The organism is Streptomyces sp. NPDC088810 (assembly GCF_044750305.1).
Classification (GTDB): Bacteria; Actinomycetota; Actinomycetes; order Streptomycetales; family Streptomycetaceae; genus Streptomyces.
In genome coordinates, this window is record NZ_JBIVJQ010000002.1 from 123,480 (window position 1) to 143,796 (window position 20,317).

General features: G+C 73.4%; 16 protein-coding genes and 1 tRNA gene. 11 read left to right on the plus strand and 6 right to left on the minus strand.

What is annotated here, in order from left to right; genetic code table 11:
• The first annotated feature begins 36 nt into the window (after nucleotides 1-36).
• Genes ACIP4Y_RS07210 through ACIP4Y_RS07220 form a run of 3 tightly spaced genes read left to right on the plus strand, consistent with a single transcriptional unit; the run spans nucleotide 37 to nucleotide 7,599 of the window.
• Nucleotides 37-2,769, plus strand: coding sequence for a hypothetical protein (locus tag ACIP4Y_RS07210; RefSeq protein ID WP_401388943.1), 2,733 nt, complete (start codon nucleotides 37-39; stop codon nucleotides 2,767-2,769).
• Nucleotides 2,766-6,281, plus strand: coding sequence for a hypothetical protein (locus ACIP4Y_RS07215; protein WP_401388946.1), 3,516 nt, complete (start codon nucleotides 2,766-2,768; stop codon nucleotides 6,279-6,281). The genes ACIP4Y_RS07210 and ACIP4Y_RS07215 overlap by 4 nt, the downstream gene beginning before the upstream one ends.
• 22 nt (nucleotides 6,282-6,303) lie before the next feature.
• Nucleotides 6,304-7,599, plus strand: coding sequence for a hypothetical protein (locus ACIP4Y_RS07220; RefSeq protein ID WP_401388949.1), 1,296 nt, complete (start codon nucleotides 6,304-6,306; stop codon nucleotides 7,597-7,599).
• Here ACIP4Y_RS07220 and ACIP4Y_RS07225 read toward each other — a convergent pair.
• The 3 genes from ACIP4Y_RS07225 to ACIP4Y_RS07235 all read right to left on the minus strand — a co-directional run bounded on the left by ACIP4Y_RS07225 (nucleotide 7,590) and on the right by ACIP4Y_RS07235 (nucleotide 10,564).
• Nucleotides 7,590-9,380 carry an asparagine synthase-related protein gene (locus ACIP4Y_RS07225; protein WP_401388952.1) on the minus strand — a complete coding sequence of 597 codons (1,791 nt, stop codon included), beginning with the start codon at nucleotides 9,378-9,380 and terminating at the stop codon, nucleotides 7,590-7,592. The two genes, ACIP4Y_RS07220 and ACIP4Y_RS07225, sit on opposite strands and share 10 nt — an antisense overlap.
• Complete coding sequence (locus tag ACIP4Y_RS07230) at nucleotides 9,373-9,987, minus strand: lasso peptide biosynthesis B2 protein (RefSeq protein ID WP_401388955.1); 615 nt, start codon at nucleotides 9,985-9,987, stop codon at nucleotides 9,373-9,375. The genes ACIP4Y_RS07225 and ACIP4Y_RS07230 overlap by 8 nt, the downstream gene beginning before the upstream one ends.
• A 503-nt stretch (nucleotides 9,988-10,490) precedes the next feature.
• A tRNA-Pro gene (locus ACIP4Y_RS07235) sits at nucleotides 10,491-10,564 on the minus strand.
• A 105-nt stretch (nucleotides 10,565-10,669) separates the two neighbouring features.
• On the opposite strand from ACIP4Y_RS07235, the gene ACIP4Y_RS07240 reads away from it, so the two are divergent.
• From ACIP4Y_RS07240 to ACIP4Y_RS07250, 3 genes are all read left to right on the plus strand, one after another.
• The gene (locus ACIP4Y_RS07240) at nucleotides 10,670-11,176 is read left to right on the plus strand and encodes a DUF309 domain-containing protein (protein ID WP_401388958.1); all 507 of its coding nucleotides are present in this window, start codon (nucleotides 10,670-10,672) and stop codon (nucleotides 11,174-11,176) included.
• A gap of 439 nt (nucleotides 11,177-11,615) precedes the next feature.
• Nucleotides 11,616-12,404, plus strand: a complete 789-nt coding sequence (gene cobF, locus ACIP4Y_RS07245; protein WP_401388961.1) for a precorrin-6A synthase (deacetylating) — start codon at nucleotides 11,616-11,618, stop codon at nucleotides 12,402-12,404.
• A 71-nt stretch (nucleotides 12,405-12,475) separates the two neighbouring features.
• Entirely contained in the window at nucleotides 12,476-13,264 is a 789-nt protein-coding gene (locus tag ACIP4Y_RS07250; protein WP_401388964.1) for a TIGR01458 family HAD-type hydrolase, read from the plus strand.
• Here ACIP4Y_RS07250 and ACIP4Y_RS07255 read toward each other — a convergent pair.
• The 3 genes from ACIP4Y_RS07255 to ACIP4Y_RS07265 form a co-directional block, all read right to left on the minus strand.
• Nucleotides 13,253-14,026 (minus strand): sulfite exporter TauE/SafE family protein, encoded by a 774-nt coding sequence (locus tag ACIP4Y_RS07255; RefSeq protein WP_401388967.1) that lies wholly within the window; start codon nucleotides 14,024-14,026, stop codon nucleotides 13,253-13,255. The genes ACIP4Y_RS07250 and ACIP4Y_RS07255 overlap by 12 nt on opposite strands.
• Before the next feature lie 85 nt (nucleotides 14,027-14,111).
• The gene (locus tag ACIP4Y_RS07260) at nucleotides 14,112-15,623 is read right to left on the minus strand and encodes a long-chain fatty acid--CoA ligase (RefSeq protein WP_401388970.1); all 1,512 of its coding nucleotides are present in this window, start codon (nucleotides 15,621-15,623) and stop codon (nucleotides 14,112-14,114) included.
• 73 nt (nucleotides 15,624-15,696) lie between these two features.
• The gene (locus ACIP4Y_RS07265; RefSeq protein WP_358638619.1) at nucleotides 15,697-16,884 is read right to left on the minus strand and encodes a thiolase family protein; all 1,188 of its coding nucleotides are present in this window, start codon (nucleotides 16,882-16,884) and stop codon (nucleotides 15,697-15,699) included.
• Between the two features lie 143 nt (nucleotides 16,885-17,027).
• On the opposite strand from ACIP4Y_RS07265, the gene ACIP4Y_RS07270 reads away from it, so the two are divergent.
• The 5 genes from ACIP4Y_RS07270 to ACIP4Y_RS07290 all read left to right on the plus strand — a co-directional run bounded on the left by ACIP4Y_RS07270 (nucleotide 17,028) and on the right by ACIP4Y_RS07290 (nucleotide 20,314).
• A complete protein-coding gene (locus ACIP4Y_RS07270; RefSeq protein ID WP_401388973.1) occupies nucleotides 17,028-17,837 on the plus strand; it encodes a lysophospholipase in 810 nt (269 codons plus the stop codon).
• A gap of 84 nt (nucleotides 17,838-17,921) precedes the next feature.
• Nucleotides 17,922-18,413, plus strand: a complete 492-nt coding sequence (locus ACIP4Y_RS07275; RefSeq protein WP_401388976.1) for a DNA starvation/stationary phase protection protein — start codon at nucleotides 17,922-17,924, stop codon at nucleotides 18,411-18,413.
• A gap of 32 nt (nucleotides 18,414-18,445) precedes the next feature.
• Nucleotides 18,446-18,790: a DUF3140 domain-containing protein gene (locus tag ACIP4Y_RS07280; protein WP_358638614.1), complete on the plus strand. Its 345-nt coding sequence runs from the start codon at nucleotides 18,446-18,448 to the stop codon at nucleotides 18,788-18,790.
• An 11-nt stretch (nucleotides 18,791-18,801) separates the two neighbouring features.
• The gene (locus ACIP4Y_RS07285) at nucleotides 18,802-19,449 is read left to right on the plus strand and encodes an endonuclease (protein WP_401388979.1); all 648 of its coding nucleotides are present in this window, start codon (nucleotides 18,802-18,804) and stop codon (nucleotides 19,447-19,449) included.
• Nucleotides 19,450-19,516: 67 nt separating this feature from the next.
• The gene (locus ACIP4Y_RS07290; protein WP_401388982.1) at nucleotides 19,517-20,314 is read left to right on the plus strand and encodes an SAM-dependent methyltransferase; all 798 of its coding nucleotides are present in this window, start codon (nucleotides 19,517-19,519) and stop codon (nucleotides 20,312-20,314) included.
• The last annotated feature ends 3 nt before the right edge of the window (nucleotides 20,315-20,317 follow it).

Genomic DNA, 20,317 nt, shown 5'->3' on the forward strand with positions numbered 1-20,317 from the left:
GGCACGGGAACGCCGCGACGAAGCGGGTGAGGAAAGATGGCGGGGCCGGACTTTCTGATCGTACGCGGTGAGGACTTCGTCGTCCTGGCCGTCGAATGGGCCGGATGCGAGGTCCGTACGGACGCACATGCCGCCGCGCCCCGGCTGGTGGCCACCGGCACCGACCCGACCGTGACGCTCACCTTCCCGCCGCAGGCGGTCCTGGAGCAGACCACACCGGCCGACTTCCACACCGCCGCTCCCGTGCACAGTCACGCGTGGCTGGCCGAACCCAGCCGGCTCGTCTTCCGGGTCGGGACGGGCACCGTGATCGAGCTGACCGCGCAGGGCATCCTCGGCGCGCTCGCCCGCCCCGGGCAGGCACACATCGACGGGCAGGCGTCCGGGATCGAGCTGCCGTGGGGGCTCACCGTCCTTCCCCTGGCCCGGACTTCGGGCGCGCCCGTGGTGTCGGACCACAGGGCGCGACCCGTGCCGGGGGCGGGTTCGGGTGCGGTGGGCCTGTGGACCGCGCGGCTGCGGGCCGGCGACGCCGGCGCCGGGGACGCACTCCTGGCGATCCGGCCCACGTCCTCCCGGGACACCGAGAACCTTCCGGGCGGCGGCCCGTTCCAGGAGCCGCCGCTGAAGGACAAGCGGGCGGTCATCGTCTCGTGGAGCGCACAGCACTGGCCGCCGGACGCCACCCGGCTGGAGCTGACCGCGCTCGGCGGAACCCTGTCGGCCGGCGCGCAGTGGCCCTCGTCCTCCTGGACCCAGGAGACGACGGCCGGCCGGGACCAGCGGGCGGACGTCACCGTGTCCGGGAAACTCTGGCCGTTCGGCTTCGCCTGCGTGTACCAGGACTTCGCCCGGCGGGAATTCCTGCCCCTGGGCGACCCGGCCCCCGTCGGCTGTGTCGCGGCCCTGCGCAGGCGGCGCACCCTGGTGATCTCCCGCCCGCTCCTGACGGGCACCCGCGCCCCGACGTTCCCGTTCGACGAGGTGGAGCTGCTGGGCCGCGAGTTCTCCCTCACCGGCACACCGGAGCCGGCGGACTTCCTGGAGTTCCTCCCGGGCGGCCCCTCCTCGCCCGTGCGGTTCCCGGTCCGCTGCCGCGCCGGCGCGACCACCGTCCAGTTCCCCATTCCGCTGGTCTTCGTCGCCGACACGCGACCGGGCCCGTCGCAGGGGGTGCTGGACAGCTGGCGGCCGTTCGCCAAGGCGCCGGTCCCCGGCGTCGCCCTCGACCTGCTGGGGGCGGGCGGCCGGCCGGGGGACGTGCAGGAGGTCCGGTCGCTGACGTTCACCGCCGTGCCGCACGGCACCGGGTACCGCCCGGACCTGGCCGAGTTCGACGTCGTCCTGTCCGCCCTGCGCACCCTGCTGCCCGGCTCGGGGCACGAGCAGCCGCAGGCCATGACCTACGCCGCCGCCCTGCGCGGCCACTCCGCCGCCGCGGCGGTGTCCGTGCCCCGGGTCCCGCTGGTCTTCGTCGCACCGGGCGGTCTCCTGGTCGACTTCACCAGGAACGCCGACCGCTCCGGAGGGCTCGTGGCGCCCAAGTTCAAGGCCGACGGGATCTCCCGCGAGCTGGGTCCCGTCGTCACCGACACCCTCCCGGGCGCGTCCGACCTGGCGGCGGCACTGGAGAGGGCCTTCAAGGGAGCGACGCTGTTCGGCTTCCCGCTGGCCGCCCTCATCGACACCTCGGGCGGCTCCCAGCCCAGCCCGCCGAAGATCGTGCAGCGGCGGACGGGGCTGGAGACCAGCACGGAGATGGAGTGGCCGGCGCTGCCGCTCAAGGCGTACAACGCCTTCCAGCCCGCTGCGGCCGCGCGGCTGGACCTGTCCGTGGGCTCCCGGCCGCCGGCCCGGGAACGGCCGGAGGCAGCCGCGCCGCCGGCGCAGACCTGCGTGCTGCGCAACGTCGCCCTCGCGCTGCCCCCACCGCCGGCCACGCGGCTGCTCACACTGTCCTTCGGCAAGGTGACGTTCGACCAGCGGCCGGGCCGCCCCACGCATCTCGCCCTCGACGCGCCGGAGATCGCGTTCAGCGGTCCGCTGAAGCTGCTCCAGGAACTGCAGCGCAAGCTGGAGGCGCTCCTCGGCGGGGGCCTCACCTGCCGGGTCTCCCCCACCGGGGTCACCGTCGGCTACGAGATCACGCTGCCGAGGGCGGTGGCCGGCATGTTCGTCATGCAGAACGTGGCCGCGCGGCTGGCGGTGACCGTTCCCTATGCGGAGAAACCGGTGACCGTGGCACTCGGGTTCGCGAGCCGGGAGCACCCCTTCGCCCTGTCCGTCACCGGGTTCAGCGGCGGCGGGTACGCCTCGGTGGAGATCGCCGGTGCCGGCGAGCCGAGGGTGGAGATCTCGATGGAGTTCGGCGCGATGGTCGCCGTCGACTTCGTGGTCGCCAGGGCCGAGGTGCACGCGCTGGGCGGAGTGCGTTTCGTGCGCCGGGCCGACGGCGCGCTGGAGCTGGAGGCGTTCATCCGGATCGGCGGCAGCGTCCGGCTGCTCGGCCTGGTCACGGTCTCGGTCGAGCTGCGGGTCGCCCTGCTCTTCCGCGACGACGGCCGGCCGAAACTGACGGGCCGGGCGAGCCTCGTCCTGGAACTGGACCTGACGCTGTACTCGCAGACGGTCACCGTCGACAGCGGGACCTTCGAGCTCGTCGGCGGCACCGACCCCGCGCAGACCACCCTCGCCCCCGAAGCGGCCGAGGCGCGCTCCGCGGCGGCGTTCGAGGCCTGGGAGCAGTACCGGAAGGCGTTCGCGTCATGAGCGACATGCTGTGGATCCCCGTACCCGGCGGCTTCGTGCAGGACCGGCCGCTGCTGCGGGTGCTCGTCGTGCCCCGGCTCGACGGCGGCACCCCGGCGCAGCACGGCATGGCGCAGTGGCCGCCGGCGGCCCTGACGGCGGGCACGGTACGCGTCGAGCTGTTCCGGCCGGGTGCGGGGCCGTCCGCCGCCCCGGACGGCAGCCGGGACCTCGTTCCAGCCGTCCCGTTCCAGGCCGGCGTCTGGGAGCGGCTGGTCGCCGGACTGCCGGTGGAGGACGCCCCCGACGGCCAGCGGGCCGTGGACCCCGGCCGGCTGACCGTGCGGGAGACCTCGAAGGACGCGCAGGCGGTGGCGCAGGGGCTCCAGGACGTGGCGCGGGCCGAGGTGGACCCGGAACTCGGTCCGCGGTCCCCGGACTTCACCCAGCGGGTGCAGCGGGTGCTGCGCAGCGAGCACTGGCTGGCGCCCGAGGAACCGGCGCCCGCCCCCGTGGACGTACCCGCCTCACCGGGGCGGCCGGGCTTCCACCGGACCCTGTCGCTGCTGCGGGAGCACCCGGCCGTCCTGCGGGCCCTGGGCCTGATCTTCGAGCTGGCGCTCGATCCGCGGGACGTCACCGACCACGCCGGCGGGACGGTGCGCGTGGTGTGGCCCGCACGGCCCGCGTCGCTGCCCGCGGTCGTCTCCCCGCGCACCCTGTTCGAAGCGGGGTTCCGCCCCGGCTCGACGGCCCGGGTGGACGACGGCATGGTCACCCTGGACCGGACCGACGACCACGGGGCGCCGCTGTGGCAGGTCGCCACCGTCGACGTGGACGTCGCCGCCCAGCGGCTGCGCGAAGCGGCCCGCGCCCACGACGCCGACCCGGCCGCCGGGACCCCGGTGCTGCCCGCGCTGCGCTCGGACGGCCTGCGGCTCGTGCTGCGGGGCCGCGGCCAGGAGATGAGCGCGCGGCTGAGCAGAGCGGCCCGCGCCGCGCTGCCGGACGTCCTCACGGCGGACGACCTGGTGCTCGGCTACCGCATCGACGTACGGCCCACCCTCGGCGGCGCCCACTGGTTCTCGCTGCACCGGCGCAACGCCACCTACCGGGCCCACCGGCGCCTTCCCGACGGCCGGCTGAGCGAGGACTTCCTCGTCATCGGCGCGGCGGGCGCACCGGAGGAGGGCCACCTCAAGACCAACGCCGCCATCAGCGACTGGACGGGGCTGCACGCCGACGAGACGGTGGCCGCCTGGCGGGGCTGGAGCCTGGCGGTGCCCCGGCCGCAGGTCGACGGGACACCGGCCGCGCAGCCGCCGGCCGACCCGGGGCTCAGCCTCAGCACGGCCTTCGAGGTCGAGCCCGGCACACTGCCCCCGCTGCGCTTCGGGCGCCACTACACGCTGCGGGCCCGCGTGGCCGACCTGGCGGGCGGCGGGCTCGGCCCCGGGGACGACGCGGCCGAGCAGCACGGGACCCGGCCCGAGTTCTACGCCCGCCACGAGCCGCTGCCGGCACCGGTCGTCGTGTACCCCGCGGCCGTGGACCCCGCCCGGGTCCCGCCCGGCGAGTCGGCCGAGCTCGTGGTGATCCGCAGCGACCCCGTGGCGGACCTGGACGTGCCGGCGTACGCCGGACGGCACGGCTACCCGCTGAACGACCAGCGGCTGCTGCGGCCACCGGACGGCACACCGGCCCTCGCCGAGCAGCACGGCATGCTCGATCTGGACGGCGACCCGGCCGTGGTGAACCGCGTGACCTGGGAGTGGGTCGGGCGGGCGCTCCTCGCGGCGGCCGAGGGGCCGGCCCTGCCGGATCCGGCCGCCGGCGGCATAGCCGTCCTGCGCACCGAGCCGCGCCCTCCCGCCCTGCTGGCCCGGGCCTGGGAGGCGCCGGACAAGTGGCCCGGCCTGCCGCCCAGGACGCTGCAGCTGACCACCCCGCAGCCCGGGCGGCCGGCCGTGGCCTGGGAGGGTGACCGGCTGGTCGTCCGTCTCGCGCCGACACAGCAGCTCACCCTGGAAGTGTCGACGTTCCCCCGGGAGGGCATCACCGACCACTTCGCCCTGCACCTGGCCGACCCGCCGGAGAACGCGACGAAGGCGTTCGGGCAGGGCCGCCACCCGATGGTCACCCCGGCCCGGTCCGTCACGCTCGTCCACGCGGTGCAGCATCCGCTGCGGCGCCCCGACACCGTCCTGAAAGCGGGTCGCGCCGCGAACGCCACCTTCGCCACGCTGGTGCCGCAGTCCGACGTGTTCGATCCGAAGAGCACGGCGGAGCTGCACGTCACCGCCCGCTGGACGGACCAGTGGGACACCCGGCGGCAGGAGGTGACCGACGTGCCCGTCGAGACGATCCCGGTCGATCCGTCCGGACCGGCGCGCCCGGAGACCCTCTTCCGCCACGAGTTCGGCGACACCCGGCACCGCACCGTGACCTACACGCTGAAGGCGGTCGGCCGGTTCCGGGAGTACTTCCGCGATCCCCAGCTGACAGACGAGTTCACCCTGGCCGAGGAGCTGGCGCCGGTGAGCGTGCCGAGCTCGGCGCGTCCGGCACCGCCCGTGGTCCTGTCCGCCCGGCCGGCGTTCCGCTGGCAGCGGACCGGCGACCTCGCGGCGACGGGCCACACGCTCACCCGGGAGCGCTCGGCCGGACGTGTCCGGCTCGCCCTGCAGCCGCCGTGGCACACCACCGGGGCCGGCGAGCTCCTCGCGGTGGTGGTCCGCCCGGAGGGCGCCGGCCCGGACGACCGCCTCTCCCCGTTCGTCTCCCTGGCCGGCAGCGACCCGGTCTACCCCACCAAGGGCCTGCCCCTCGGTGCGCCGTTCGCCGCCCACATCTCCAGCGCCACCGCACCGGACCGGCGTCTGGCGCTGGAGGAGGCCCACGCCGACGTCGTCGTGAAACCGCACCAGCCGGAGTACCAGGAGGACGAGGGGTGCTGGCTGTGCGACGTGGCGCTCGCCGGAACGGACGGTACGGCCTTCCACCACGCGCTGGTGCAGCTCGCCGTCGCCCGCTACCAGCCCGAGAGCCTGGCCGGGCTCGCGCTGTCGCCGGTGGTCAGGACGGACACCGTGCCCCTGCTCCCCGACCGGACGCTCCAGGTGACGCGCCTCGCCGCCGACCGGGTCCAGGTGAAACTGACCGGCGTGATCTCACCGGCCCCCGCGGTCGACCGGGTCGACATGGTCCTGGAACGCTGCCGGGCACCCGAGGGCGTGCCGGCGGACCAGGTCGATCTCATCGCGTTCGACGCGAGCCCCACCGGGGTTCCGGCGTGGTACCGGGTGGACCTGCGCAAGCCCGTCCCGAAGAAGGTCGGCCTGTCGCGCGTCAGGGAGTGGACGTCCGAGTTCTGGCTGCCCCAGGGCACCGGGGCCCTCCGGGTGCGGGTCCGCGAGGTCGAGTTCATCCCCAACGACGAACCCCGCGAAGGCGCGTTCCTGCACACGTCCACACCCGAGGAGATCAAGGAACGGACGGTGTTCGCGGACACCGTCCTGCTGCCCGGGCTCTGACCGACCGCGAGGAGGTGGTCGTATGAGGATCCACGGCAACTCACCCGCCAGCGCGCGCCAGCGGGCGCAACGGACGCTGGCGAAAGCGCAGACCAGTTCGTCGCGGGTCTCTCTTGCGTTGATCATGCTGGTTCTGCTCGCGACGACCGGAATGCTGGGATGGTTCGGCTACGAGAACGTCGTGACGGCGCTGAGGTTCACCGGCCGCCTCACCGGTGCCGTGCTCGTCGCGGTGGCCTTCACCACGCTGGTGGGCGCCATCGCGGCCGCGGACCACTGGCTGTCGCGGAAGTACGAGTACTCCGGGGTGATCGCGCTGATCGGCTCGTTCGCGGCCGCGCTGACCAACCTGCTCGTGTGGGCCGAGATCCTGAAGAACGGCGACTACTGGTACTTCAAGGTGTTGTTCGGTCTCCTCACGGTGGGTTCGGCCTGGGCCGCCTTCACGGTTTTCCGCACGTTGGACAAGATCCCCGCGCCCAAGCGGGTGGCCGCCACGCTGGTCGTCACAACGGTCATCGCGGTGGCCAACTTCGGCTACCAGAACCTCTACCAGCCGTCCCAACGGGAAACCCTGCCCGTCATCAAACTGGACGTGGGGAAATCCATGCAGAACCGGGGCGGCAAGTCGTTCTCCGTACCGGTGGACATCCAGATCGAGAACCGCGGTGATACGGCTTTCTATGTTCTGGGCACCGAATTCCACGCCATGGCGGAGCAGGTGCGGCTGAGCCGGAAGGACAGATCCATGCAAGAATGGCGGGCCGACGCGGAGAGCTGGAAGGACTTCAGGGCGTACAACCCGGTCTCCCGCAGGGAGATCCACCAGCCGGGCCTGTTGGTGTCGGCACAGCCATGGATGCCCTACGGGCACTGGATCTACGCCAAGGACACGTTCTCCGCCCGAGTGGTCGTACAACTCCCCAAGAAAAACCGCTACGACCAGCTGACGTTCTACGCCGGCGTGCACCTCACGCGCAAGGACCTCTCTTCCGTAGACCGCCTCAAGCCCAGCGGGAGTTCCTGGGAGAAGAAGCCCCGGGTGGCAGCGTGGGTGAAGAACCAGAAGGACTTCAGCTCCCTCGCCTATAAGAGCCGGATCAGGGAGAACAACGCGATCGACGCAAGAACGAGGAAGCCCCGGTACATCACGGTGTACTGGCAGTTCGGTCAGCATGGCGTCAACGTTTTCGAAACGATCAACGCGTCGGGTGCCAAGGACGAGTCCCAGGAATCAGTGGAGAACCGGTACGGAGTACGCCAGGTGGACACGGGCCCGGTCGCGACGACCCTGTGGGACGTCAAGACTCAGCGCTGACCGGTACGCAGTCCCTCCAGCCACACCACCAGAGCGAGCGAGCCGTTCATGCGGTCCCAGGCGCGGGAGTCGCCCATGCCCAGCTGAGCCTCCCGCACCGCCTGACAGAGGATGTCGATGTCGAACATCTCCGCGGTGAGCGGATGGCGGGCCGAGCGGCAGAGGTCGATGAGGTCGTCGCCGTGCGACCGCAGTCCGTGGACGTACGGCTCGTTGAAGGGGATCTTCGCGGTCCGGTCGCGTATCCGGGGCGGCAGGAGATCGGCCATGGCCTCGCGCAGGAGCGCCTTCGGACGGCCCGGACGGAACGCGGCGTCGGCGGGGAGGCGCCGCATCGTGGCGACGACCTCCGGGTCGAGGAACGGATGCGAGAGGAAGAAGCCGTTGCGCTGTGCGCAGCGCAACGACAGCGGGTCGGGCGCGGCCAGGTAGTTGGCCGCGTCGTACAGCGACCGTTCCGGCGTGCGCCCGAACACGAAGCGGCTCTCCGCGGCGCCGGCCGCGCGGTAGCCGTGCGCCCGCGCGAATCCGCGGCGCAGCCAGGGCGGACGGGTGAAGTGGCCGAGGCCCCCGAGGACCGTGCCGCGGTGGACGAGCCTGGCGGCCCGTTCGGCGGCCAGCGGCAGCGCCGGCTGCACGACGTGGGTGCGGACGACGTCGCGTACTCCCTGCCCGCTCGCCGCGGCCCGGACCCGCGCCTGACGCGTCAGCTCCCGCAGCTGTCCGGACCGGGCCAGCGCGTGCAGGTGAAACGGGTTGGCGTCCACGACCGGATCGGCTCCGCATCCGGTCAGGAGGGTGTCGCAGCCCAGCTCCGCCGCGGCGGTGTGCAGCCTGCTCCAGAAGGGGGCGCGGAAGGCGTGGGCATGGGGTTCGTCGGCGTCCCCGGCGTGGTGCAGGAAATCGTCGAAGTCCGCCACGTCGTCGGCGTCCACGATCACCGGGCGGGCGCCGGGTGCCTGCCGGCAGACCGCCTCCACCGCCTCGTCGAGGTACGGCCGTTCGCCGGCCAGCTCTCCCCGGTCGAAGCGCCCGGCGAGCAGCACCAGGTCGCCGGTGCCGCCCCGTCCGGCGGCGAGCAGGCGGGCCGCGAGCAACGCGACGCTGGTGGAGTCGGTGCCGCCGGAGACATGGCAGGCGACCGTCCGGCCGAGGCGGCGCCCGACAGCGTGCTCCAGTGCGCGGCGCAGCTCCTGCCCGGGACCGGTTCCGTCCGCCGCCGGTGCCGGCGGGTCGTCGGTGCCCCGGGTGCGGCCCGGCACCCGGCGGCGCATCCGCCCGGTGGCCGACAGCTCCACCACCTCGCCGCCCAGCACCCGGTGCACCCCGGCGAACGGGCTCGGCTCCGTGTGCGGTTGCGCCATGTTGCCGGTCAAGTAGTGGCAGAAGTAGCGGGGTTCCAGCTCCGTGACGTTGCCCAGGCCGCGCGCCGAGGTGCTCACCGCGCTCACCCGGCCACCGGACTCCCGGTAGAACAGCGGGATGCGCGCCTGCTGGTCACGTATCAGCAGGACGCGGTCCTGGTACACCAGGACCGCCGCGAAGTCGCCGGTGGGCAGCGGCGGTCGGGGTCCCGGGCGGGCGAAGGCATCGAGGAGAGCGCGTGCGCCGGCCAGGCGGTCGCGGACCGAGCCGGCCCAGCCGACGACCGCCGCGGTGCCGGCCGGTGAGGACACCGTCGTCACGAGGCCGCTCCGGACCATGGTCTCGGCCGTGCGGAGCCGGGGTGCGCCCTCGGCGAACTCGACTCGGAGCGCCTCCACGTCGACGCCCTCAACCACCGATCGAGAGAACCGGGGTGAAGGAGTGCCCTCGCGGATCGGCATCCGGGATGCACAGGCCCGCGGAGGACGTCCAGGCGTGCAGGGCGAACGGGTGCTCGCGCACACCGACATGGAGTACGGCCTTGCACCCGCACCGCCGCAACAGGACGAACGCGGTGACGGCCTCGGTCTTGCAGTCGTCGTTGACGAACCAGCTGCTCCGGCTGTGCGCCTCGACCGCTCGCTTCAGCCGTGCGACGTCCGCCGGGGAAGGGATGTCCGTCCGGGCGTAGGCGGGAGCGACCAGGGGCAGGAGCCGCAGCACGCGCCCGAAGCCCAGCGTCCGGATGAGCAGGTGCCCGCCGCGCAGCCAGAGGCCGACCTCGGCGTCCGTGTACGCCTTGCGGCGGGCCGTGGCGCAGCCGGCCCGGACCAGACCGGTGACGAGTTCCGCGCGTTCCTCGGAGTCCCGGTCGGCGAACTTGCGGACGTCCGCCGCCGTCATGCCGAGAAACCGCGTCCGCCGCCAGTCGGCGATGAGCGCCCCTCCGGACAGCCTGGTGACACGGCAGTGCGGGGAGAGGATCCGCTCCATGGCCGCCAGGGCGTCGGTGTCCTGGGTCACCGCACGACCTCCCATGCGCCCGTGCACGGTGTCAGGACTGGTATCCGTGGCCGTCGTAGTCGCCGCCGCTGAAACCCCGGATCAGGCGGCCGCCGCCGAGAAGAACGAGCCCGCGCGGCATACGGAGCCGCAGAAATCGGATCAACATCGCCTACCTCCAGAACCGGGTGGCGCCGATCAACTCCAGGCTACTCTGCCCCCAACACCCCGCAACCGTAGGCTCCAGGCGTCCGGGGGCGCAGACGAGCGCGCTCGTCGAGCCCAGTTGGAGTGCGGCCGCCGCGGCGACGGTGACCGCCCTGTATCAGACCGATCTCACCGGCACCCATCAGCCCAATGGCCGCGTGCACCCGCTCGCTTCGGGGAGCTCGTGCCGTTGACGCGTCGGCTCGGCGGGGCACCTGGCGTACCGGGCTGCCCACTCCCCGGAACATGATCGAGGGCCCCACTCCGCTGTGCGGAGCAGGGCCCTTTGACCTGCGACTATGGAGCTTTTGCTCCCGTCGGGACGACAGGATTTGAACCTGCGACCCCTTGACCCCCAGTCAAGTGCGCTACCAAGCTGCGCCACGTCCCGTTGCGCTCACCCGCGGTGCCCCGCGTGATCGTGCGGACAGCACTTTACCCCACGCCTGGGGGTGCGCCGAAGAAGGCCCGGGCGGGGCGGGGGACAATCGGCGGTATGACGAACACGGGCGCATCGGATGCCAGGGACCGGGACGTGGCAGGGCGGGCCCGGAACGCGCGACCGCGGGACGGGCTGGGGCGCCCGCTGCCGTACGGCGCCGAAGGGGTGCCGCGGCAGCCGGAGGGGGTCGTGCGGGCGCCGCAGGAGACGGTTGCCGAGGCGCAGGCGCTGCTGGCCGAGGGGCGGCCGTTCCACGCGCACGAGGTGTTCGAGGACGCCTGGAAGTCGGGCCCGCAGGACGAGCGTCCGCTGTGGCGGGGGCTGGCCCAGCTGGCGGTGGGTCTCACCCACGCGGCCCGCGGGAACGCCCTCGGCGGGGCGCGGCTGCTCCGGCGGGGTGCCGGCGCGGTCGAGGAGTGGGAGACCGACCGGGGGGAGGACCGGCCGTACGGCCTGGACCTGCCGGGCCTCACCCGGTGGGCGCGGGAGCTGGCCGACCGGGTGGAGCACAGCTCGACACCGGCGGACGCGCGGGCGGAGGCACCCCGCCTGGGTCCCTGACCGGGGGCGGTACAGCACGTCGAGGCAGTGGACGCACGAGCCGGGGCGCCCCCGCTCCACCCCCGACTCCGAAGCCGGTCCCAGCGCGCGCCAAGGCCACGGCCCCGCCAGCACCGGGGGCGGTACAGCACGTTGCCGAGGCAGTAGACCCCACGCGACCCCCCTGACCAGGGATCGGCGCAGCACGAGCCAAGGCACCCCCGCTCGACCCCCGACCCCGAAGACGGCCGCAGCGCGCGCCAAGGCCACGGCCCCGCCGGCAGAGCGCCGCGGCCGAGCCCCCGACCGGGGCGATGCAGCACGTTGCCGAGACAGTGGATCCACGGGTCGAGACCCCCGTCGGCGCCCTGGCCGGGGTGCCGCGCAGCATGCTGCCGAGCCGCGCCCCCGCCGGGCCCCGCCGCGCAGGCCGAGGCGGTGGGTGCGGCAGACTCGGGGCGTGCGAAAAATTCATGTCATCGGTATCGGCGCGGGCGACCCCGACCAGCTGACCCTGCAGGCGGTCAAGGCGCTGCGGAGCACGGACGTGTTCTTCCTGCTCGACAAGGGCGAGGTGAAGAGCGATCTCACCCAGCTCCGCCGGGACATCCTGGACGCGCATCTGCCCGAGGGGTCGTACCGCGTGGTGGAGGCCCGGGATCCGGAGCGGGACCGGAAGGCGGGCGGGGCGGCCTATTCGCCGGCCGTCGGGGACTGGCGCAGCGCCCGCGCCGGGATCTACGAGCGGCTGATCGCCGAGGAGCTGGACGAGGACGGCACCGGCGCCTTCCTGGTGTGGGGTGACCCGGCGCTCTACGACAGCACGCTGGCCGTCCTCGAGGAGGTGCGGGAGCGGGGCGCGGTGGAGTTCGCGCACGACGTGGTGCCCGGCATCAGCAGTGTCTCCGCGCTGGTCGCCCGGCATCGCACGGGCCTGAACCGGGTCGCCCGGCCGGTGCAGATCACCACCGGGCGGCGGCTGGCCGAGGGCTTCCCCGAGGGGGTGGACGACGTGGTCGTGATGCTGGACGCGCACCAGGCCTTCCGGCGGTACGCCGAGGAGGACATGGACATCTACTGGGGCGCCTACATCGGCACGCCGGACGAGATCCTCGTCTCCGGTCCGATCGCCGAGGCCGGCCCGCGCATCGAGCGGCTGCGGGCGGAGGCCCGGGAGCGCAAGGGCTGGATCATGGACACGTACCTGCTGCGCCGGCATCCCGCGCGGGACGGCCGGACTCAGGACTGACCAGCCGACACAGGGGTGAGCCTGCCCGGTCGTACGCACCCGTCCGCCGCCCGGGTCGCTACGGTCGGTCCATGGAGTCCCTGGCGTCCGCGCGTGCCGTCCTGATCGACATCGACGGGGTCCTCACCGTGTCCTGGAAGCCGCTGCCCGGCGCGGTGGCGGCGCTGCGCGCCCTCCGTGCGGCCGGGCTCGGCGTGGCCCTGGTGACCAACACGACCTCCCGGACCCGGGCGTCGATCGCCGAGACGCTGGCGGAGGCCGGTTTCGAGGTGGGCGCGCAGGACGTGCTGACCGCGCCCGCCGTCACCGCCGCCCATCTCGCCGAGCACTTTCCGGGCGCCCGCTGCACGCTGCTGAACAGCGGGGACATCGCCGCTGACCTGGGGGACGTCACGCTGGTCGAGGAGGGTGCCGACGTGGTCGTGATCGGCGGCGCCGGGCCCGGGTTCGACTACGCGGCGCTGAACCGGGCCTTCGGCGAGCTGCAGCGGGGCGCGCGCCTGCTCGCCATGCACCGCAACCTGTACTGGCGGACCGACGCCGGGCTGCAGCTGGACTCGGGTGCCTTCCTGCTCGGGCTGGAACAGGCGGCGCGTGTGGAGGCGGAGGTCACGGGCAAGCCGTCGCGGGCGTTCTTCGAGGCGGCGCTGGCCCGGCTGGGGGTCGGCGCGGAGCAGGCGCTGATGGTCGGCGACGACATCGAGTCGGACGTGCTCGCGGCGCAGCGGGCCGGGCTGACGGGGGTGCTGGTGAAGACGGGCAAGTACCAGCCGGAGACGCACGAACAGGCAAGCGGTACCCCGGACCACGTCGTGGACTCCTTCGCGGACGTCCCGGAGCTGCTGGGGCTAGCGCAGTAGCAGTTGCAGGCCGCCCACGACCGTCGCCGCGATCACGAGTTGTTCGAAGAGTCGCTGGTTGATCCGGTTCACAGCCCACTTGCCGAACAACGCGCCGGGCACGACGAACACCACGAGCGCGGCGTCAAGGAGCAGTGAGCGCCCGTCGATGAGCCCCAGCCCCGCGCTGAACGGCACCTTCGAGACGTTCACGATGAGGAAGAAGAACGCGGAGGTGCCCAGGAAGCCGAGCTTCCGGAAGCCCGCGGACAGCAGGTACATCGACATCACCGGCCCGCCCGCGTTGGCGACCATCGTCGTGAACCCGCCGAGCACGCCGTACGAGCGGGCCTTCACCCGGGCCGCCCGGGTCGTCACCGCCTCCGGCGCCCGCGGGGCCTCGGCGGTGCGCCGGCGCCACACCGTCACCCCGGCCATCAGCAGCAGGATCGCGCCGATCGAGGTCCGTACGATCCCGTCGTCGGCCCACACCAGGAAGAGCGTGCCCGCCACCACGCCCGCCGCCACGGCCGGGAACAGCCGCCACAGCGTGGGCCAGTGCGCGTGCCGCCGGTAGGTGAGCACGGCGAGCACGTCGCCGGCGATCAGCACGGGCAGCAGCACGCCGGTCGAGGCGCGGGCGGGCAGGACCGCGGCGAAGATCGCGAGGCTGACGGTGTTGGCCCCGCTGACCGCGGTCTTGGAGAAGCCGACTAGCAGGGCCGCGAAGGCGAGCGCCGCGAACCCCCAGCCGGACATGTGCCAGAGCGTCATCGTGTTCATGGAGGAACCGATGCTATGCACATGCATGGGTTCGGCGTAAGCGGCGTCTCGCCGGCCGGTCCCGGTGCGCCGGCCGGCGCACCGCCTAGCGGCCCGCGTACCGCGCCCGCAGCTCCCGCTTGAGGACCTTCATGCTCGGCCCGAGCGGCAGCCCGTCGGTGACCTCCACGCGCCGAGGGTACTTGTGCCGGCCGAGGTGCTCCTTGGACCACTCGGTGAGCGCGGCGGCGTCGGGGGCGGTGCCCGGCGCCGGGACGACGACGGCGCACACCTCCTCGCCGTGCAGCTCGTCGGGCAGGCCGATGACGGCGACCTGGGCGATCTGCGGGTGGCGTATCAGGACCTCCTCGACCTCCCTCGGGTAGACGTTGTAGCCGCCGCGGATGATGACGTCCTTCTTGCGGTCGACGATCCGCAGGAAGCCCTCGTCGTCCTTGGTGCCGAGGTCGCCGGTGCGGAACCAGCCGTCCACCAGGGCTTCGGCGGTGGCCTCGGGGCGGCCGAGGTAGCCGGAGAAGACGTTGTGGCCGCGGATGACGACCTCGCCCAGCTCGCCGGGCGGCAGCAGTTCGATCCGGCCCTCCAGTTCGGCGCGGGCGATCTCCACGTCGATGCCCCACAGGGGGTGGCCGATGGTGCCGGCCTTGGTGCCGAACACCGGCTGGTTGACGGTGGCGGTCGGCGAGGTCTCCGACAGTCCGTACCCCTCGTAGATCTTCGCCCCGAACGCGACCTCGAACCGTTCCAGCACGGCGACCGGGAGCGAGGCCCCGCCGGAGATGCACACCCGCAGCGCGGGGAGCCGATCGGCGTCGGCGGCGGCCGCCGTGAGGGCGACGAACATGGTCGGCACGCCCTGGAAGGTGTTCACGCCCTCCTGCACCATCAGCTCGATGGCCCGGGCCGCGTCGAAGCGGGGCAGCAGCACGAGCGTGGCGCCGGCCCGCCAGGTGGAGTGGAGCGACACCGTCTGGCCGAAGGCGTGGAACAGCGGCAGCGCGCCGAGGGCGATGTCGTCGGCGCGGATGTCGTTGGCGTCGAAGGCGTTGACGGTCGCGTTCATCACCAGGTTGAAGTGGCTGAGGACGGCGCCCTTGGGGACACCGGTCGTACCGCTGGTGTAGAAGACGACGGCGGGGTCGTCGGCGGCCCGGGTGACGTACGACGCCAGGGGCTCCGCGTCGGCCGCGAGCTTCTCGAACTCGCCCCCCAGGGTGACCACGCGGACGCCCGTGGCGCGTGCGGCGGCGGTGCCGGTCTCCGCCTGCGCCGGGTGCACCAGCAGCAACGTGGCCCCGCTGTCCCGCAGGACGTGCTCCACCTCGCCGGCCGACAGCAGCAGGTGCACGGGGACGACGACACCGCCCGCCGCCGCGATCGCGTAGTAGGCCACCGGGAACTCGGCGGTGTTGGGTGCCATGAGGGCGACCCGGTCGCCGGGCCGTACGCCGAGACCGGTGAGCGCGCCCGCCCGGGCCAGCGCCCGCTGCCACACCTCGGCGAAGGTGAGCCGCAGGCCGCCTTCGACGAGGGCGGTCTTGCCGGGGCGGCGCCGGGCGTTCTCGGCGAGAATGGCGGCGACGGACAGGGTGGCCATGGAGTGGTGCTCCGTTTCCTTGCTGCGGCTCGTGTACCGGATCCCCTCGCGGGGAGCCCCCGTTGCGGACGCGCTAGTGCCTCTCGACCAGGACCGCGCTCCCCTGCCCCACGCCCACGCACATGGTCGCGAGCCCGCGGTCCGCGCCCGTGCGCCGCATCCGGTGCAGCAGGGTGGTGAGGATGCGGGCGCCGGAACAGCCGAGGGGGTGGCCGAGGGCGATGGCGCCGCCGGTGGGGTTCACCAGCTCCGGGTCGATGCCCAGCTGGTCGACGCAGGCGAGGGCCTGCGCGGCGAACGCCTCGTTGAACTCGGCCTCCTGGAGGTCGCCGGTCTCCCAGCCGGCCCGGGCCAGCACCTTGCGGGTGGCCGGGACCGGGCCGAGGCCCATGACGTCGGGGTGGACGCCGGCGGAGGCGCCCGCGACATAGCGGCCGAGGGACTCCAGGCCCAGTTCGTTCAGGGCCTCCTCGCTGACCAGCAGGAGGCCGGCCGCGCCGTCGTTCATCGGCGAGGCGTTCCCGGCCGTCACGGTGCCGTCCGTGCGGAAGACCGGCTTGAGGCGGGAGAGCTTCTCCAGGGAGGTGTCCTCGCGGACGCACTCGTCCTGCTCGACCACGATGCCGTCGGGGCGCTCGACGGGCAGGAGTTCGTCGTCGAAGTGGCCGTTCTTGCGTGCGGCGGCGGCGAGTTGGTGGCTGCGCAGGGCGAACTCGTCCTGCCGGGCGCGCGAGATGCCGTACCGCTCGGCGACCTCCTCGGCGGTCTCGCCCATGGAGAGCAGGCCGTGCAGCTCCTTCATGGCGGGGTTGACCAGCCGCCAGCCGAGCCGGGTGTCGTGGGTCTCGATGCGCTGCGGCAGGGCCTCGTCGGGGCGGGGCAGGACGAAGGGGGCGCGGCTCATCGACTCCGAGCCGCCGGCGATCACGATGTCGGCCTCGCCGGCGGCGATGGTGCGGGCGGCGGCGGTGACCGCTTCGAGTCCGGAGGCGCACAGCCGGTTGACGGTGGCGCCGGGCACGGAGTCGGGCAGTCCGGCGAGCAGGACGGCCATGCGGGCGACGTTGCGGTTGTCCTCGCCGGCCTGGTTGGCGGCGCCCCAGTAGACGTCGTCGATGCGGGCCGGGTCGAGCGCGGGCACGTCGGCGACCAGGTGGCGGATGACGGTCGCGGCCAGATCGTCGGGGCGGACGGAGGAGAGGGCTCCGCGCAGCTTGCCGATGGGGGTGCGGCGGGCGGCCGCGAAGTGGACGGGACGCACGGCTGGGACTCCTGACCTACGACTCTGTGGATCACGGACCTGCACAGCACCGTTAATTAGCACTGCTAGTTTTGGACTATAGACCCCCGACCGCCTCACTGGGAAGATCCCCCAGGACCTTCACCGAGGCAGCTGGAGGAGAAATGCCCCACGTCCGCGAGCATGCCCTCGACGGCACGCACGGCCCCCTCGCCGTACACGAGTGGCCCCATCCGGCCCCCCGCTACCTGGCCCTCCTGGTGCACGGCTACGGCGAACACGCCGGCCGGTACGCGGAACTCGCCGGCGTGCTCACCGGGCACGGCGCCGCCGTCTACGCACCCGACCACGCCGGCCACGGCCGCTCGGCCGGAGAGCGGGTGCTGATCGAGGACTTCGAGGACGTGGTCACGGACGTGCACGCGGTGGCGGAACTGGCCCGTGCCGGCCACCCCGGCCTGCCGCTGGTCCTGGTCGGCCACTCCATGGGCGGACTGATCGCGGCCCGCTGCGCCCAGCGGTACGGCGACGAGCTGAGCGCGCTGATCCTGTCCGGCCCGGTGATCGGCACCTGGGAGCTGCCCGGGCGGCTGCTGGCCCTCGACGAGATCCCGGACGTCCCGATCAGCCCGTCCGCGCTCTCCCGGGACCCCGCCGTGGGCGCCGCCTACGCCGCCGATCCGCTGGTCTGGCACGGGCCCATGAAGCGGCCGACGCTGGAGGCGTTCGCGCGGACCCTCGAGACCGTCGCCCGGGGCGGTGACGTCGGCCGGCTGCCGCTGCTGTGGCTGCACGGCGACGACGACCGGTTGGTGCCGCTGCCCGGCAGCCGGACCGGGGTGCAGCGGCTGAGCGGCGGGCGGCTGACCGAGCGGATCTTCCCGGGGGCGCGGCACGAGGTGTTCCACGAGACCTGCAAGGCGGACGTCTTCGCCGTGGTGCTGAACTTCCTGGACCGGGTACTGCCCCGCTGATCAGCCGGTTTGCTCCCCGGCGCACCGGGCACCCGCTCCCACGGACATGACCGTGCACAGCTCACGAAAGGGGACGTACGCGCCATGACCGTGGTCAAGAGCACGCTGCCCGAGGAGGCGCTCGGCGTCACCGGGACCGCCCTGCAGGAGACCCTGGTCGACCTGCTCGGCCTGTCGCTGATCGGCAAGCAGGCGCACTGGAACATCGTGGGACCCCGGTTCCGGTCGATCCACCTCCAGCTGGACGAGGTGGTCGCCACGGCCCGGGACCACTCGGACACCGTGGCCGAGCGCGCCGCCGCACTGGGCGTGCCGCCGGACGGCCGTCCGGAGACCATCGCCGCGACCTTCGCGCTGCCCGGCACCAAGGACGGCTGGCTGCGCGACACCGAGGTGGTCCAGCTGATGGTGTCGACGCTGGAGGCGGCCATCGGCCGGCTGCGCCAGCGGATCGAGGCCACCGAGAAGGCCGACCCGGTCACCCAGGACCTGCTGATCGCGGTCACGGCCGACCTGGAGAAGCAGCGCTGGATGTTCGAGGCGGAGAACCACCCGCACGACGACGCCGCCAGCTAGGACACCCACTCCCGCACGGAAGGGGGAGGCCCATGGCCGACGCCCTGGAGATCGAGGCGCTGTGGGAGGACTTCCACCGCGTGGTCAACATGACCTCGGCGGAACTCGCGGCCTGGCTGAGGGTCCGCGACGCCGACGAGGAGACGGAACCGCTGCCGGAGGAGGCGGGCACGCCCACCGGGCAGCACGTCCTCGCGATCCTGCAGAAGCGCCGTACCGACCTCACCGACGACGACGTCCGGGTCATGTACAAGGTCGTCGACACCGTCGGTGACCTGGCCGACCCGGAGAACGAGCCCGAGCCGGAGAACACACCGGAGGACACCCGCCGGCGGCACCGGCTGATGACGCTGGGCCACGACCCGCTCAAGCCGTAGCCGGTGCGGACATGAACCGCGACGAACGGGTCGTGCACGAGCTGGTGTCCGCGTACGGGCGGACGTACGCCGAGGAGGCGGGCATCCGCCTGAAGGACACCCCCCGGCCGCTGTACCGGCTCCTGGTGCTGTCCCTGTTGCTGAGTGCCCGGATCCGGGCCTCGGTCGCGGTGGCCGCCGCCCGGGCCCTGCACGAGGACCACCTGGACACCCCGCGCCGCATGGCCGAGGCAGGCCGGCAGCAGCGGGTGAACGCGCTCGGCCGGGGCGGCTACCGCCGGTACGACGAGCGGACGGCCACCCAGCTCGGCGACGGTGCCGAGCTGTTGACCGAGCGCTGGGGCGGGGACCTGCGCCGGCTGCACCGGGAGGCGGAGGGCGACCCCGGCACGCTGAAGCAGCTGCTCCAGGAGGAGCCGGGCATCGGGCCGGCCGGCGCCGACATCTTCCTGCGCGAGGCGCAGCGGGTGTGGCCGGACATCGCGCCCTACCTGGACGGGAAGGCGCTGTCCGGCGCCGGGCGGCTCGGCCTGCCCGAGGACCCCGGCGAGCTGACCGCGCTGGCCGGGGACACCCAACCGGCGGTGCTGGCCGCCGCGTTGGTGCGGGCGGCGCTCGACCGACAGGTGGCCGAAGACTGTCTGCGCCGCGCCGCATGATCGTGTCAGACTGCTCCCCGCACGTCCCGGACCGACCGCCGGGACCGGACGGGTGGAGGAGCAGCACGTGACGGGGACCGGCCCGCGTATTCAGGACACCATCGACACGACCCGGCCGCATCCGGCCCGGGTGTACGACTGGTTCCTCGGCGGCAAGGACAACTACCCGGTCGACGAGGAACTGGGCCGGAGCATCGCGGCGATCGACGCGGGCGCCCCGAAGGCCGCCCGCGCCAACCGGGCGTTCATGCACCGCACCACCCGGGCGCTCGCCGCGGAGCAGGGCATCCGCCAGTTCCTGGACATCGGCACCGGCATACCGACCGAGCCGAACCTGCACCAGATCGCCCAGTCGGTGGCCCCGGACGCCCGCGTGGTCTACGTCGACAACGACCCCATCGTGCTGGCCCACGCCGGCGCGCTGCTGCGCGGCACCCGCGAGGGCGTGACCGAGTACGTCCAGGCCGACGCCCGCGAACCGCGCAGCATCCTGGAACAGGCCGCCCGCGTCCTGGACCTCGACCGCCCGGTGGCCCTCTCCCTCATCGCCCTGCTGCACTTCATCGCCGACGAGGACGGCGCCCACGACCTGGTGGACACCCTGGTCGGCGCGCTGGCGCCCGGCAGCTGCCTGGTGCTGTCCACGATGACCGCCGACCTCGAACCCGAGAACGTCCAAAAGGGCATCGCGGCCTACGCGGCCGGCGGGGTCACCCTGGTGGCCCGCTCACACGCCGAAGTGGGCACGTTCTTCCGGGGACTTCGGCTGCTGGAGCCAGGGATCGTCTCCGTGGCGGAGTGGCGGCCCGAGGCCGCACCGGACGGGCCCGTCTCGCTGTACGGCGGGGTCGGGCTCAAGCCCTGAGCC